Annotated in this window: 16 protein-coding genes; 2 read left to right on the forward strand and 14 right to left on the reverse strand. The window is 72.9% G+C overall.

Annotation, left to right across the window (positions count from 1 at the left end; all coding sequences use genetic code 11):
* Positions 1-4 precede the first annotated feature (4 nt).
* The gene (locus ABZ930_RS29995) at positions 5-1,201 is read right to left on the reverse strand and encodes a Xaa-Pro peptidase family protein (protein WP_361554458.1); all 1,197 of its coding nucleotides are present in this window, start codon (positions 1,199-1,201) and stop codon (positions 5-7) included.
* Positions 1,198-3,033 carry an asparagine synthase-related protein gene (locus ABZ930_RS30000; protein ID WP_361554461.1) on the reverse strand — a complete coding sequence of 612 codons (1,836 nt, stop codon included), beginning with the start codon at positions 3,031-3,033 and terminating at the stop codon, positions 1,198-1,200. Before ABZ930_RS30000 ends, ABZ930_RS29995 begins: the two co-directional genes overlap by 4 nt.
* 224 nt (positions 3,034-3,257) lie before the next feature.
* Between ABZ930_RS30000 and ABZ930_RS30005 the strand changes: the two genes are divergently transcribed.
* A complete protein-coding gene (locus ABZ930_RS30005) occupies positions 3,258-4,727 on the forward strand; it encodes an MFS transporter (RefSeq protein ID WP_361554464.1) in 1,470 nt (489 codons plus the stop codon).
* A gap of 82 nt (positions 4,728-4,809) precedes the next feature.
* Here the strand turns inward: ABZ930_RS30005 and ABZ930_RS30010 are convergent, their stop codons facing one another.
* From ABZ930_RS30010 to ABZ930_RS30065, 12 genes are all read right to left on the reverse strand, one after another.
* Positions 4,810-5,124 carry an antibiotic biosynthesis monooxygenase family protein gene (locus tag ABZ930_RS30010; RefSeq protein ID WP_361554467.1) on the reverse strand — a complete coding sequence of 105 codons (315 nt, stop codon included), beginning with the start codon at positions 5,122-5,124 and terminating at the stop codon, positions 4,810-4,812.
* A complete protein-coding gene (locus ABZ930_RS30015; RefSeq protein WP_361554470.1) occupies positions 5,121-6,809 on the reverse strand; it encodes an FAD-dependent oxidoreductase in 1,689 nt (562 codons plus the stop codon). Before ABZ930_RS30015 ends, ABZ930_RS30010 begins: the two co-directional genes overlap by 4 nt.
* The gene (locus tag ABZ930_RS30020) at positions 6,803-7,849 is read right to left on the reverse strand and encodes an NAD(P)-dependent oxidoreductase (RefSeq protein WP_361554515.1); all 1,047 of its coding nucleotides are present in this window, start codon (positions 7,847-7,849) and stop codon (positions 6,803-6,805) included. Before ABZ930_RS30020 ends, ABZ930_RS30015 begins: the two co-directional genes overlap by 7 nt.
* Positions 7,741-8,064 (reverse strand): antibiotic biosynthesis monooxygenase, encoded by a 324-nt coding sequence (locus tag ABZ930_RS30025; protein WP_361554473.1) that lies wholly within the window; start codon positions 8,062-8,064, stop codon positions 7,741-7,743. The genes ABZ930_RS30020 and ABZ930_RS30025 overlap by 109 nt, the downstream gene beginning before the upstream one ends.
* Entirely contained in the window at positions 8,054-8,374 is a 321-nt protein-coding gene (locus ABZ930_RS30030) for an antibiotic biosynthesis monooxygenase family protein (protein ID WP_361554476.1), read from the reverse strand. The genes ABZ930_RS30025 and ABZ930_RS30030 overlap by 11 nt, the downstream gene beginning before the upstream one ends.
* Positions 8,374-9,129: an SDR family oxidoreductase gene (locus tag ABZ930_RS30035; RefSeq protein WP_361554479.1), complete on the reverse strand. Its 756-nt coding sequence runs from the start codon at positions 9,127-9,129 to the stop codon at positions 8,374-8,376. Before ABZ930_RS30035 ends, ABZ930_RS30030 begins: the two co-directional genes overlap by 1 nt.
* 67 nt (positions 9,130-9,196) lie before the next feature.
* Positions 9,197-9,652 (reverse strand): anthrone oxygenase family protein, encoded by a 456-nt coding sequence (locus tag ABZ930_RS30040; RefSeq protein ID WP_361554482.1) that lies wholly within the window; start codon positions 9,650-9,652, stop codon positions 9,197-9,199.
* A 9-nt stretch (positions 9,653-9,661) separates the two neighbouring features.
* Positions 9,662-10,126, reverse strand: a complete 465-nt coding sequence (locus tag ABZ930_RS30045; protein ID WP_361554485.1) for an SRPBCC family protein — start codon at positions 10,124-10,126, stop codon at positions 9,662-9,664.
* A 59-nt stretch (positions 10,127-10,185) separates the two neighbouring features.
* Positions 10,186-11,406 (reverse strand): ketosynthase chain-length factor, encoded by a 1,221-nt coding sequence (locus ABZ930_RS30050; RefSeq protein ID WP_361554488.1) that lies wholly within the window; start codon positions 11,404-11,406, stop codon positions 10,186-10,188.
* Positions 11,403-12,689 (reverse strand): beta-ketoacyl-[acyl-carrier-protein] synthase family protein, encoded by a 1,287-nt coding sequence (locus tag ABZ930_RS30055; RefSeq protein WP_361554491.1) that lies wholly within the window; start codon positions 12,687-12,689, stop codon positions 11,403-11,405. The genes ABZ930_RS30050 and ABZ930_RS30055 overlap by 4 nt, the downstream gene beginning before the upstream one ends.
* The gene (locus ABZ930_RS30060) at positions 12,686-13,123 is read right to left on the reverse strand and encodes a cupin domain-containing protein (RefSeq protein WP_361554494.1); all 438 of its coding nucleotides are present in this window, start codon (positions 13,121-13,123) and stop codon (positions 12,686-12,688) included. Before ABZ930_RS30060 ends, ABZ930_RS30055 begins: the two co-directional genes overlap by 4 nt.
* Complete coding sequence (locus ABZ930_RS30065; protein ID WP_361554497.1) at positions 13,120-13,455, reverse strand: TcmI family type II polyketide cyclase; 336 nt, start codon at positions 13,453-13,455, stop codon at positions 13,120-13,122. Before ABZ930_RS30065 ends, ABZ930_RS30060 begins: the two co-directional genes overlap by 4 nt.
* Before the next feature lie 157 nt (positions 13,456-13,612).
* Between ABZ930_RS30065 and ABZ930_RS30070 the strand changes: the two genes are divergently transcribed.
* Positions 13,613-13,996, forward strand: a complete 384-nt coding sequence (locus ABZ930_RS30070; RefSeq protein ID WP_361554500.1) for a SchA/CurD-like domain-containing protein — start codon at positions 13,613-13,615, stop codon at positions 13,994-13,996.
* Positions 13,997-14,115: the final 119 nt, after the last annotated feature.

Raw genomic sequence — 14,115 nt, forward strand, 5'->3', positions numbered from 1 at the left:
CGTCCTAGTCGATGACGATGAGGTCGCGGTCCAGGGTGGTCAGCAGCCGGTTGCCGTCGGCCGTGACCACGAACGGGTCCTCCACGTGGACGCCGCCGAGGCCGAACTCGTAGTACGGCGTCTCGGAGTTGACGACGGTGCCCTCCTCGATCACATCCGGGTTGCCGGGGGTGATCAGGACCGGTTCGTAGATCTCCGCGCCGATGCCGTGGCCCACGTGGTGTCTGCGGTAGTGCGGCACTCCCGCGTCGCGGACCGCCTCGACCGTGCGGTCGAAGAGCTCTCCGCCGGTCATGCCGGGTTTGGCGGCGTCGAGGGCCGCCTGCTCCCCCGCGAGCATCGCCGCGTACACCGCGGTGAGCCGGGGCGCGGGCGGTCCGAAGCTGGCGGTGCGGGCGATGTCGGACCAGTAGCCGCGCCAGGTGCAGCCCGCGTCGAACCAGATGGAGTCGCCGCGGCGCAGCGGGGCGGTGGTGGGCCGGGTCTGGCCGAGGACGCCGTCGCGGCCGAACTTGATGAGGGTGAAGCGGGGCCGGCCGCCGCCGCGGACGACGGCGGTCTCGAACTCGCGCACCATGTCCTGCTCGGTGACGCCGGGGGCGGCGATGGCGAGCGCGGCCCGCACCCCGTTCTCGGCCAGCGCCGCCGCCTCGGTGATCCGGGAGATCTCGGTGGCGCTCTTGACCTTGCGGATCCTGTGCAGCACGGCGGCCGCCGGGACGACGCTGCTGCCGGGCAGCGCCTCGGCGAGCCGCTCCAGGAAGCCGAGCGGTGCCGCGTTCTCGTCGACCCCGATCCGGGCCCCGGCCAGGCCCGCCTCGGTGAGGACGCCGACGAGGGCGCTCAGCGCGTCCGGGACGACCGGGGCGTCCACCCCGATCTCCTTGAACCGCCGCTCGCGCTCGGTGAGTTCGAGCCCCGCGGGCAGCTCGCGGTGGAACGTGCCGTAGCCGACGACACCGCTGAGCGCGGTGGTGGCGTCCAGGAACTGGTCCACGTCCCCGCGCGAGCTGGCGAAGTACGGGGCGTCGGGCCGGTCCCGGGTGACCACGGCCAGCGCCCGGCTGCTGTAGGGGTGGTTCTGCCCGCCGACGCTGGAGACGCCGGTCAGATACAGCACGTTCTCGGCGGAGGTGGCCACCAGCGCGTCCAGCCCGGCCGCGGCGAGGTGGCGGGCGACGCGCCGCGCGTCGCCCGTCACAGGGAGAGCCTGACCCGGTAGTGGTCCAGCCACAGGTTGAGCTGGAGCATCAGTTCCACGTCGGCGCGGGCCATCCGGTCCTTGGTGAGCCGCTCCAGGCTCGACGCGACCGCGCCGGCCGCCGTCGCGTCCATGATCTGGCGCACCGGCGCGTCCGGGTCGGCGAGCACGGCCTTCATGGCGCGCTGCAGACCGGCCGGGTAGTCGGGGTGGTTGGAGACCGGGGAGGCGCTGCGGTGCCGGTTGAGGACCGACTCGGGCATCAGGTCGGCGACGGCCGCGCGCAGGATGCCCTTCTCGATGCCCCGCCGGTTGTGCATCTCGTTGGGGATGTTGTACGCGTACTGCACCAGCTCGGGATGGTTGATGGGCGTACGCAGCTGGAGGCCGGCCGCGGAGTAGGAGCCCGCGTCGATGCCGAACCGGGTGTTCATCAGGTAGGCGACGCGCCGCATGTGGCGCTGCCACTCGTCCTCCTCGGGCAGGTACTCGACCTCGGCGACCGCCGTGTCGTACATGTCCTTGTAGTAGCCCTGGAAGTCGAGCGCGGCGAGCGCGTCGGCGTTGAACAGGCCGGTGCCGAAGCCGTTCGCGGCGCCGTACTTCTGGGCGAGCGCCACCCACGGGAACGTGCCGGACAGGACCAGGTCCTTGTGCGTGAACCAGGTCGCGCCCTGGAAGTACTTGTCGCCGCCGTACCCGGCGAAGACGACCTTGCAGCCCTCCTGCGCGGCCCGCTGCACCGTCAGGTACTGGGCGGTGTCCATGTCGTACTGGCGCGTGGGGAAGTCCTTCGACTTCAGCATGCCGAGGCGCACGATCGGGTCCAGGATGTCGCCCGTCTCCAGCTCCACCACGGTGTGGTCGGCGCCGATGTGGGCGGCGACCTCCTGGGCGAACGGCGTGTCGTGCGTGCTGCGCATGACGTCGGCCTGGAACTCGCTGCTGCGGAACTCGATGGTGAAGGCGCGCAGGCTGCCGCTCTGCGAGCGGGCCATCGAGTCCGCGGCCAGGCTCGCGACGGCCGAGGAGTCGGCGCCGCCGGAGAGCATCACCAGCATCTGGGCCGGGTCGTCGGTGAGGTTCTCCTCGACGCTGCGCGCCAGGATCTCCCGCACGGTGGCGACGGTGGTGTCGTAGTCGTCGGTGTGCGGCCGGGTGCTGATCCCCCAGTACTTGCGGCGGCGCAGGCCCGCGCGGCCCCAGTGGGCGATCTCGGCCGCGCCGATCCGGTCGAAGCCGGAGAAGATGCCGCCGTGCGGCAGCGCCTGGGACACCGCCTCGCGCAGTCCGGCCGCGTCCACGACCGGGTCCACCTCGGGGTGGGCGAGCAGCACCTTGCGCTCGGAGCCGAAGACCATGCCGGTGGCGGTGCGGGTCCAGTACAGCGGCTGGCCGCCCAGGTGGTCTCGGGCCAGCACCATCTCCTCGGTGCGGCCGTCCCAGATGGCCACCGCCCAGGCGCCGTTGAGGCGCGGCAGGAAGTCGGCGCCCCACTCGCGGTAGGCGTACGCGATCAGCGCCGTGGGGCCGGCCCCGTCGGGCAGCGGCACTCCGGCCGCGACCAGGTCGGCGCCGAGCGCGTCGGTGCCGGTGGGCCAGCCGGTGAGGCAGGCGACGATGTCGTGCTCGCCGGCCCGCACGATGTACGGCTGTTCCTCGGGTGCGCCGTCGACGTGCAGCAGGCGGGCGCCGAGCGCGGCGTGCTCGCCCGTCCACACCGCCTCCGCGTCGGGTCCGCGCTGCGCCAGGGTGGCGGCCATCGCCGTGACCACCGGGCGCTGCCGGCGCAGGTCTCTGTCGAAGTCGATCCAGCCAACGAGCCCGGACACGCCCTCACCTCTCGTCTCTGCTCTGTCTGCGTCTGAATGGTTCGGATGAGCCGGCGTCAGCATCCGGGGCGGCGGTCGTGCCCCGCATGAGCGGCAGTCGAAGGGCCGGCCCGCGGGGCGCACCAACGATCCTCGAGCCGCGCTCGGTGACCGGTCCGGACAGTGGCGGAGACCGTGTCATCGGTCTCGGAAGAACTCGTCGGAAGAACTCAGAGGAGGCGTACGTGACCACCCGACCGACTGTGCCGCGCAGCTCCTGGCTCGCGCTGGGCGCTGTGCTGCTCGCCGGATTCCTGCACACCTTCGACGTCACCGTGGTGAGCGTCGCGGCCCCGTCGATCCAGGACGGACTCGGCACGTCCGACGCGGCCGTGCAGTGGCTGCTGGCCGGATACAGCCTGGCGTTCGCCCTGCTCCTGGTGACCGCGGGCCGGCTGGGCGACGCCTACGGGCGCCGTCCGCTGGTGCTGTGGGGCATCGTCTCGTTCACCCTCGCCTCGGCGCTCTGCGCGGCCGCGCCCGGCACCGGGGTGCTGCTGGCCGCGCGCGTGCTCCAGGGGCTGTCGGCGGCGCTGCTCGCTCCGCAGATCGCGCCGGTGATCATCCTGCTGTTCCCGGCCGGACGGCGCGGCGCCGCCTTCGGGGTGCAGGCCGCGGTGATCGCGGCGGCCACCTGCTCGGGGCCCGTGCTCGGCGGGCTGCTGGCGCACGCCGATCTGTTCGGCGTCGGCTGGCGCGCGGTGTTCCTGGTGAATCTGCCCGTGGGGGTGCTCGCCCTGGTGCTGGCCCTGTGCTGGCTGCCCGCCGAGCGGAGCGCCGAACGGGCGCCGCGCCTGGACCTGGTCGGCGTCGGCACCGCCACGGCGGGGCTGCTGCTGCTCCTGGTGCCGCTGGTGGAGGGACGGGAGTCGGGGCATCCGTGGCTGCTGATGCCGCTGTCCCTGGCCGGTCTGGTGGTGCTCGCCGGGCTCGTCCCGCTGCAGCGCCGGGCCGCCCGGCGCGGGCGCACCCCGCTGCTGGCGCCCGATCTGTTCCGCGGCCGCGCCTTCCCGTCCGGCGCGGCGGTGAACTTCCTCGTGATGGGCGCCGTGGCCTCGTTCTTCCTGGTCTACGTCGTCCATCTGCAGGAGGGGCTGGGCTTCAGCGCGCGGCAGACCGGCTTCACCCTGCTCCCGTTCGCCCTGTCCGCCGCGGTGGCCTCCGGCGCCTCGGTGCCGCTGACCGGCCGCCTCGGGCGCCCCCTTCTGGAGTGCGGGGCGCTGCTGATGGCGCTCGGCACCGGCACCCTGCTGTGGACGACGCTCGCGCAGGGCGCCGGCCTCGAACCGCTGGAGGTGCTGCCCGGACTGGTGCTGTGCGGCGCGGGGATGGGGCTGCTGAGCCCGCCGCTGTACAACATCACGCTCTCCTCGATGGACAAGGGCGGCATCGGCTCGGCGAGCGGGGTGTTCGCCACGTTCGGGCAGATCGGCAACGCGTCCGGGGTGGCCGTCGTGGGCACGGTGTTCTACGGCGTCGCGGGCGACGCGCTCGGCTCGGGACCGGCGATCGGCTGGTCGCTCGGCTGCCAACTGGCCATGTGCCTCGGGGCGTTGGCGCTGTTGCGGATCGGTATTCCGCGGCCGTCGCGCCCGGCCGGTACCGCCGGTGCCGACGAGCGGATCGCGGCCGTACCGGAGGGCGCGGCCGGCTGAGGGACCCGGCCGGAACGCCGAAGGGCGCCGGCCGCGAAGGGAGTTCCCTTCGCGGCCGGCGCCCTTCGCGCGGCCCCGCGGGTCAGGTCGCGGGGACCGCGGGCTCGAGGTGCCGGACGACCTCGGTGACGTACATCGCGCCGCCCCTGCGGTACGGCTTGAGCCGCATGCGGTGCAGCACGTGCTGCGGGCTCGACTCGAAGGCCCGGAACCGGGGTTCGTCGGACCAGTCGGTGAGCACCCAGTACACGCCCTCGTCCTCGGTGTCCCGCACCAGCGTCTGCCCCAGGTTGGCGGGCTCGGCGGAGATCGCCTCGGCCACCTCCTGCCAGGTCCGCTCGAAGTCCGCCGCCAGCTCCGGGAAGACCTCCATCCGGAGGATCACCCTGTGTGTCATGCCTGCGCTCCCTCTCCCTGGAGTCCTTCGGGCCGTCCCTCGTTGGCGAGGAGCCTGCGCACGACGCCGCGCAGGGTGTTGCGGGCGAACACGGGGGTGTCCGCGCAGCGCCAGGCGACCACCCCGTCGGGGCGGACCAGCACCGCGCCCTGGGCCGTCACGCCGTACCGTTCGGGCCAGCGGTCCTCGATGTCGGTGAGTTCCGCGCCGATGCCGTGCAGGGCGAGGGGCACGCCGAGTTCGTGCGCGACGGCCCGCGCGGCCTCCCGCCAGGCCCGGTTGTCGGGGCCGGTGAGCAGCACCGGTTCGGTGCCGAACAGGTCGAGGACGGACAGCTCGGCGCCTCCCCTGCGCAGCCGCAGGTGCGGGGCGCGGCTGCCCGGCCGGCCGTCGTTCTCCGCGGACCAGACGCCGTGGCCCGGCAGCACCCCGTCGTCCCAGGGGGTCACCGCCGAGGAGCGGTAGCGCCAGGACAGCCACACCAGGGCGTCCTCGACGATGCCGTCCGGGGCCGGCGGTGTCTCGGCCTCCGCGCCGAACAGCCGGGGCCGGTCCTGGGAGCGCAGCACCGCCTGCTCGACGGTGGCCTCGCAGATCGGGCGGCGCTCCTCGTCGTAGCTGTCGAGCAGCTCCGCACCCGCCCAGCCGTCGAGCACGGCGGCCAGTTTCCAGGCCAGGTTGTGCGCGTCCTGGATGCCGGTGCTGGAGCCGAACCCGCCGCTGGGCGGCATCACATGGGCGGCGTCGCCGACGAGGAACACCCGGTCGTCGCGGTAGCGCCCGGCGGTGCGGGCCGCGCCCTCCCACGGGGAGACGGACCGGATGCGGGGGCTGAGCGACTCCACTCCGCAGGCCGCCCGGACCAGATCGGCGCAGCGCTCCTCGGTGAAGGACTCCAGGTCCTCCTCGGCCGGGTCGTAGGCGACGTGCAGCAGCCAGTCCTCGGCGTTGTCCAGCGGCATCAGGGCGCCGCGCAGCCGGTCGTTGAACGTGTAGCACATCAGGAACCGGCGCCCGGCCAGCTGCTCGGACAGGTCGGCCCGGAAGTGGATGTTGACGTAGGAGCCGAGGGTCCGGCCGTCGAAGGGGATGCCGAGGTCGGTGCGGATCCCGCTGTGCGCGCCGTCGGCGGCCACCAGATAGCGGGCCTTGATGCTGCGCCGCACCGCGGTGGCGCGGTCCTGGACGAGGGCGGTGACCTCCTCCCCCGGCGGTCCCTCCTGCTCGAAGGAGATCAGTTCGGTGCCGAACCGGAGGGCGACGCCGAGGCGTTCGGCGCGGGTGCGCAGCACGTCCTCCAGTTCGCCCTGGTGGCAGAGGCACCAGCCGGTCGGCGACAGGTTGCCCACGTCGGCGCCGACGTCCATGACGTACTTCTCGTCGAGGACGCCCAGTTCGGGCCCGGCCAGCGAACGGGCCGCGAGGACACCGGAGTTGTCCGCGAGCGTCCGGGCCGAGGGCGTGGCGCGCAGTTCCTCCTCCACGCCCGCGGCCCGCATCAGCTCCATGGCGCGCGGGTGCACTCCGCGCGAGCGCGGGTGGCCGGACAGCTCCGGCCGGCGTTCGACCAGCAGGCAGTCCACGCCCTGCTGGGCGAGGAAGACGGCGGTGGACAGTCCCGCGAGTCCCCCGCCGACCACCAGGACATCGGTGTTCCTGAGCGTGTTCCGGGCGCTGCTCAGCATGGTGCCCCCTCGCGTTCCGCCGGGTGCTCGACGAGCACCGACGCGTCCTTGTCCCCGTCGCCCGCGGCGAGCACCCGCGCGAAGCGTTCGCGCACCAGGTCGAGGACGGGCATGGCGGTGCCCTGCTCGCCGGCCGCCTCCACCGCGATGCGGATGTCCTTCTCCATCAGCGCGGAGCGGAAGAACGCCGGTTCGTAGGTGCGCTTGAGCATCAGGTCGGCCCGGAACCGCATCACCATGGAGCTGAATCCACTGGCCGAGACCGCGCCGATCAGCTGGTCGCGGTCGAGTCCCGCGCCGACGCCGTACTCGACGGCCTCGGCCAGCGCGGCGACCTGGGCGCCGAGCAGGAGGTTGAGGATGAGCTTCATGCTGGTGGCGGTGGAGGGGGCGCCGAGGTGCACGACCTCGCTGCCGATGGCCTCCAGGACCGGGCGGGCCTCGTACACGTCCTGCGCCTCGCCGGCGGTGAACACCCGCAGTTCGCCCTTGCGGGCCTGGAGCGGATTGCCGACGACACAGGCCTCGACCCGGCGCAGCCCCTTGGCGGCGAGGCGGGCCGCGGCCTCCCTTGCGTAGCCGGGGGACACGGTGGAGGTGTCGATGACGACCGCGCCCTCGGCGAGCACCGGGACCACGCGGCCGAACAGGATCTCCTCGACGGCGTTCTCGTCGCTGAGGCTGAGCAGGACGAGCTGGTGTCCGGCGGCGGCGCGCTCGGGGGCGTCGGTGAGCCGGGCGCCCGCCTCGACGAGCGGGGCCGCCTTGGCGGCGGTCCGGTTGTAGACGGTCAGGGCGTACCCGGTCTCCAGCAGCCGGCGGGCCATGCCGCCGCCCATGTTGCCGAGACCGATCACGGCCAACTGGCGCTTTTCCATGCTGCGTTGTCTCCTCTGTGCGCTCGGGCGATGGGCAGGGCCTGGCTCGACCCTCAGTAGGCGGCGTCCACGTGGTAGAGGGCGAAGGGGGCGCCGGAGCGGGTGTCGCGGAAGGGGCGCAGCGGTGCGGTGTCCTGCCGGTGCTCCGCCCCCTCCTCCCAGGCCCGGAACGCGGCGAGCGACTCCCAGCGGCTCATCACGGCGAGCGCGGTGGGGTCGGCGGGGCTGCGCAGCAGCTCGTTGCCGAGCATGCCGGGCACCCCCGCCAGCCGTTCGCTGACCTGGTGGTAGGCGGCCCGGACGGCGGCCAGCTGGCCGTCGTCGAGGGCCGCCTGGTACACCAGCACCCGCACCTCGCCGGAGGTGTCACCGGGCACGGCCGGCCGCCCTGCCCTCGATGCCGTGCAGCACCTCCATGACGTGGAAGCTGCCGCCCTTGCGGAACGGGTGCAGGGTGGCCCGGTGCTCGAGATGGGCCGGGCTGTCCTCGAAGGCGCGGAACTGCGGCTCGTCGACCCAGTCGCTGACGATGACGTACGTGTTGTCGGCGCCGGACTCGCGGGACAGGGACTGCCCCAGGTTGGCGGGGTGCCCGGTGACGGCCTCGGTGCCGGCCAGCCACGCCTGCTCGAAGTCGCCCTCCTTGCCGGGCTCGATCTCCATGCGGAGCATCACTCGGAAGGCCATCAGGAGATTCCCCCGTCGACGCCGATGGTGTTGCCGGTGACGTACCGGGACAGGTCGCTGGCCAGCCACAGGATCGCGCCCGCGACCTCGTCCGGGGTGCCGAGCCGGCCCAGGGCCGTCTTGGCGCCGTACCGCTCGGACATCAGCTTCTGCTGCTCCGCGGGCATGCCGTGGAAGTTCTCGGTCTCGATGACGCCGAGCGCGACGACGTTGAAGCGGATGCCCTGCCCGCCGAACTCCTTGGCCAGCGACCGGTTCAGGCCGACGAGGGCCGCCTTGGTCGCGGTGTAGTGCGAGCGCAGCGGAATGCCCGCGTCGACGGCGCGGGAGCCGATCGACACCACCGAGGAACCGGCGCCGAGCAGCGGCAGGGCGTGCTGGATGACCAGGTGCGCGCCGGTGACGTTGGTGGTGAGGATGCGCTGCCACTCCTCCAGGGGCAGCTCGGCGTACGGGATGTGGCTGATGGCGCCGGCGTTGTTGACCAGCAGGTCGAGCCGGTCGCCGTGCAGTTCCCGGACCCGGACGAGCAGGCCGGCGATCTCCTCGGGCCGTGACAGGTCGGCCCGCACCACGTGGTGGTCGCCGCCGATGTCCTTCAGCTCCCGCTCCAGGGAGGCGACGTACTCGCTGTCGTTCTGGTAGCAGGTGACGACGTCGACACCGGCCCGGGCGAGCGCGAGCACGATGCCCCGGCCGACCCCGCGGGTGCCTCCGGTGACCAGGGCCTTCTTGCCCTTGAGGTCGAGATCCATGGGTGTGTCCTCCGTGAGTTCGTGGGTTCGTGGGTTCGTGAGAAGGCGTCGAGTGCGTGCGGCGGGCTCAGAGCAGGAGGCCGAGCGCGGCGCAGTTGACGACGAGCGCGGTGATGGTGAGCAGGCTGCGCCGCTTGTTCCACAGCCCCCACGCGTGGCGCGGGTCGCGGAAGTCCGCCGGGATGTTCTGCGGGTCGATGGTCCGCATCCAGCGGTTGACCGGTGCGTTCTTCGTGACGGAGATGAGCGCCGTGGCCGCGGCGAGCAGTGCGGCGAGCGCGAACAGGGTGCGGGCGCCGGTGCCGTTCCCGGACAGGGCGAGCACCACGTCGAGCACCACGGTGGCGATCAGGCAGACCGGCATGGCCGGGTCGTAGCGCTGCCCGAAGAACGCGTGGGCGTGCACGTAGCGGTCGGTGGGCAGCGAGGCGAGATAGGGGAAGCCGCCGAGCTGGGTGCCGAAGAGGACTCCGGCGGCGAGGCCGTTGCACAGCAGCAGCAGCGGGGCGAGATAGTTCAGCACCGTCGCGCCTCAGCGGACCAGGGCACGGGCCGCGGCTTCGACGCGTTCCTTGATGAGCTTCATCTGCACCTTGGTGTTGACGTTCAGGTGCTCGGTCATCGCGTCGTCGGTCGCCGGGGCGGCGGGCTTCATGTGGAAGTCCTGGATCCAGCGCATGCGCACGCCGCCGGCGGGCTCCTCGGTGTACTCCCAGAAGATGTTCATGAACTCGAAGGGGCCGGTCTCCACGCGCTCGGCGCGCACGGTGCGGGCCGCCGGGTCGGCGGTGCGCCGGGAGACCCAGCTCCAGACGTTGCCGTCCTCGTCGGGGTGCATGGTGAGCCGGAAGACGACGGTGTCGCCGTCCCGCTCCAGGACGTCGGCGGAGGCGTACTCGCTGAACAGGTTGGGCCAGTTGGGGACGTCGTTGGTCAGCTCCCAGACGATGTCGAGGGGTGCGTCGATGACGATGTGGTTGTCGGTGTGCCCGGCCATGGGACTCTCCTCGGGACGGCTCTCGGTACGGAAATGGGGGCGTGCGGGTGCGCGGTGGGTCAGCGGCCCAGGACCAGGGCCGAGGTGAAGCCGCCGTGGCCGCGGGCCAGCACCAGCGCGTGGCGCAGCGGCCGTTCCCTGGGCGCGCCGGTGACCAGGTCGATGGTGAGACCGGGCGCCGGTTCGGCCACGTGCGCGGTGTGCGGGACGACGCCCTCGCGCAGGGCCAGCAGCGCGGTGGCCACGTCGAGCGGCGCGCCGCCGCCGTAGAGCCGGCCGGTGAGCACCTTGGGCGCGGTGACGGGGACGCCGTGCGGCCCGAACACGGCGGTGATGGCCGCCGCCTCGTCGCGGTCGTCGGCCGGCACCCCGGAGGCGTCGGCGAAGACCACGTCGATGTCGGACGGTTCGAGCCCCGCGTCGGCGAGGGCCGCCCGGATCGTGCGCGGCAGTGCCCGCGGCCGCTCCGACTCGGGGGCCGGGTCGAAGCCCGCCGCGTAGCCGAGCACCCGGCCGTAGCCGACGCCCCGTTCGGCGGCGTCCGCGGCCTGTTCGACGACCAGGATCGCGCCGCCCTCGCCCGGCAGATGGCCGCTGGCCGCCGGGTCGAAGGGCAGATAGGCCCGGTCCGGGTCCTGGACGGTGGACAGCTTGCCGGTGCTCAGCTGCGCGGTCAGGCCGTACGGGCACAGCGAGGCGTCGGTGCCGCCGGTGACGACGAGCCGGGCGCCGCGCCGCACGAGCCGTCTGGCCTGGCCGATGGCGTCGAGCCCGCCGGCCTGTTCGCAGGCGAGCACGCCGCACGGGCCGCGCATCTTGTGCCGGATGGAGAGCTGGCCGGTGGTGGCGGCGTAGAACCAGGCGATGGACTGGTAGGCGCCGACCCAGCTGGGGTCGTTGCGGTACAGGGCCGTCATCTCGTTCTGGCCGAACTCGGTGCCGCCGGACGACGAGGAGGTCACCACCGCCATGTCGTACTCGGGCAGGGAGTCGAGGTCGGCGCCGCTGTCGGCGAGCGCCGCCTCGCCGGCCGCGAACGCCAGGTGCGTCCAGTGGTCGGTCTGCGCGATGAGCCGGCTCGGCACGTTGGCCGCGGTGTCGAAGTCCGGCACCTGGCCGGCGTGGCGCACCGGGTAGCCGGACGCGTCGAAGCGGGCGATGGGGCCGAGCGCCGACTTGCCGGCGAGCACCGCCGACCAGTGGGCCTCGACGCCGATGCCGGTGGGCGCGACGATGCCCAGGCCGGTGATGACGGGAGCGGTCGGATCGGTCACGGTCATGCACTCCTTCCGGCCGCGGCGGCCGCGGTGTCCGGCCGGGCCAGCACCATGGCGCTCTGGAAGCCGCCGAAGCCGCTACCGACGGAGAGCACGACGTCCATGGCGTGCTCGCGCGCGGTGACCGGCACGTAGTCCAGGTCGCACAGCGGGTCCTTGGTGCTCAGGTTCGCGGTGGGCGGGACGACCTGGCGGTCCAGCGCCAGCGCGCAGGCGGCCACTTCGATGGAGCCGATCGCGCCGAGCGAGTGCCCGACCATCGACTTGATGGAGCTGACGGGCACGTCGTAGGCGTGCGCGCCGAGGCTCCGCTTGAACGCGGCGGTCTCGTGCCGGTCGTTCTGCTTGGTGCCGGAGCCGTGCGCGTTGATGTAGTCGACGGTGGTCGGATCCAGCTTGGCCTGGTCCAGGGCGACGGTGATGGCCTCGGCCATCTCCCGCCCGTCGGGCTTGAGTCCGGTCATGTGGTACGCGTTGCTGCGGCCGGCGAACCCGACGATCTCCGCGTAGACGCGGGCGCCGCGGGCGAGCGCGGCGGACCGCTCCTCCACGATCAGGACGGCGGACCCCTCGCCGAGGACGAAGCCGTCCCGGTTGCCGTCGAAGGGGCGCGAGGCGTGCTCGGGGTCCGCGTTGTTCGGGGTGGTCGCCTTGATGGCGTCGAAGCACGCGGAGGTGATCGGCGAGATGGGCGCGTCGGTGGCCCCGGCGACCACGACGTCGGCCGAGCCCTCCTCGATGAGCTGCACCGCGTGGCCGATGGAGTCCAGGCCCGAGGTGCAGCCGGTGGAGACCAGGGCCACGGGTCCCTCGGCCCCGGTCTCCCAGGCGACCTCCACGGCGAGCGTGGAGGGCACCATGTAGCCGTACAGGTGCGGGACGCCGTACTCGTGGTCGACGAGCCACTTGCGGCCGCTGTCGGAGAGGGTGACGTACTCCTCCTCCAGGCCCATGGTGCAGCCGACGGCGCTGCCGATGCTGACCGCGACGCGCTCGGGCGCGGTGGCGGACAGGTCGAGCCCGCTGTCCGCCACCGCCTCCCGGGCGCTGACCACGGCGAACTGCGCGGCCCTGTCCATCCGCCGGATCTGACGCGGGGTCAGCCCGGCGCCGGCGGCGTCGAAGTCCACCTCCGCGGCGACCTGGGAGCGGAACGCCGACGGGTCGAACAGTGAGATGCGCCGGGTGGCCGTGCGGCCCTCGGACAGCGTCCGCCAGAAGGCCTCCCGGCCCACCCCGCCCGGCACGACCGCGCCGATACCGGTGATGACGGCACGTCGGCTCACCGGGCACCGCCCACATCGGGGTTGGCGCGCTCGGGGTGCTGGGCCTGCTCGGTGTCGACGTGGCCGAGCTCGGGGCGCGGCGCGAGCGGCGACAGGTGGAAGGCCAGACGGGCCTGCGTGTCACCGGTGTTGACCAGCCGGTGCCGGACGCCGATCGGCACCAGCAGCGAGTCGCCGGCGCCGAGCTGCACCACGTCGCGGCCGTCCAGCGTCATCTCGAGGGTGCCCTCGACGACGTGCAGGAACTCCTCGGAGTACGGGTGGTAGTGCTCGGTCACCCAGTCGCCGGCCTCCATGGTCATGACGCCGCCGAAGCCGGAGCCGCAGCCGACCGTCTTGGGGCTGAGGGTGACGCGCATGTCGCCACCGCGCTTGGTGTTGGCCTCGACCTCGCCGGCGGCCACCTTCACGGTGCGGGTGATGGCGGTGGTCACTGGATCCGCCCTCCGTCCTTGGTCCAGATGTAGAAGGGGTCGGCCATGGCGTCCTTGGGCTCTTTCCAGGCCGGGTCGTACGGCTCCACGCACTCGGCGAGCCGGGTGTTGATGTCGTCGTAGAGCGGGTGGCTGCGGGCCCGGTACAGGTTGGGGCCGATGTCGTCGTCGGCCTCCACCAGGTGGAAGTACAGGCCGTGGAACTTGAAGAGCGTGCGGCGGCTGACGCCGATCATGTGCGGCAGATCGGTGGAGTCGGAGTCCTCGAAGATCTTGGCGATGTCGTCCGTCTTGTCCGGCCGCAGCTTCGCGACGATCAGGGTTCGGTGCACGTCGTCCCTCCCATCGGGGTCGGTGTTCGCGAGGGAACGTCGCACCGCGTTCTGGAGACCCGGTCGAACTCCTCTCCAGTGAGGACGGCTCGAGCCCGCCCCGAGCCGCACCGGCTGTCCTGGCCCGGAGAACGCCGGAACCAGAAGGGGAGCAGGCATGCCGTTCGCAGCCATCACGTACGACATCGAGCCGGGTCACGAGAAGGAACTCACCGAGATATTCGGCAACTTCAGGCGGGTGCGGGGCAGCCGGGTCGAGGGCGCCGCGGGGCAGCAGCTGGGCACGATCGTGGCGACCGCCGTCTTCCTGCGCGACGACACCCTGGTGCGCGTCATCGAGTACACCGGCGACCTGGAGGCCGTCGCCCGGCACATGGCGGCGCAGCCGGGCGTGCGCGAGGTGGAGAAGAAGCTGAAGCCGTATCTGAGCCGGCCGCGGGACACCGACACGGTGGAGGGGTTCGTGGCCACCTTCAAGCGGTCCCTGCTGACCACGGTCGCCGAGATCTCGGCCCGGGACGTCCCGGCGCCGGCCGCCTAGGCTCCGTACCCGCACGAAGGCGAGGCCGCGCCCCCGGGGCTGGAGCGTGGACACCGAGGCCGAGGTCGACGCCTGGGTGGAGTCGGTCGTCCTGCCCTCCCCGTCCCGCTCCGACTCCC

Origin of the sequence: Streptomyces sp. NPDC046716 (assembly GCF_040645755.1) — a bacterium.
Taxonomy (GTDB): Bacteria; Actinomycetota; Actinomycetes; order Streptomycetales; family Streptomycetaceae; genus Streptomyces.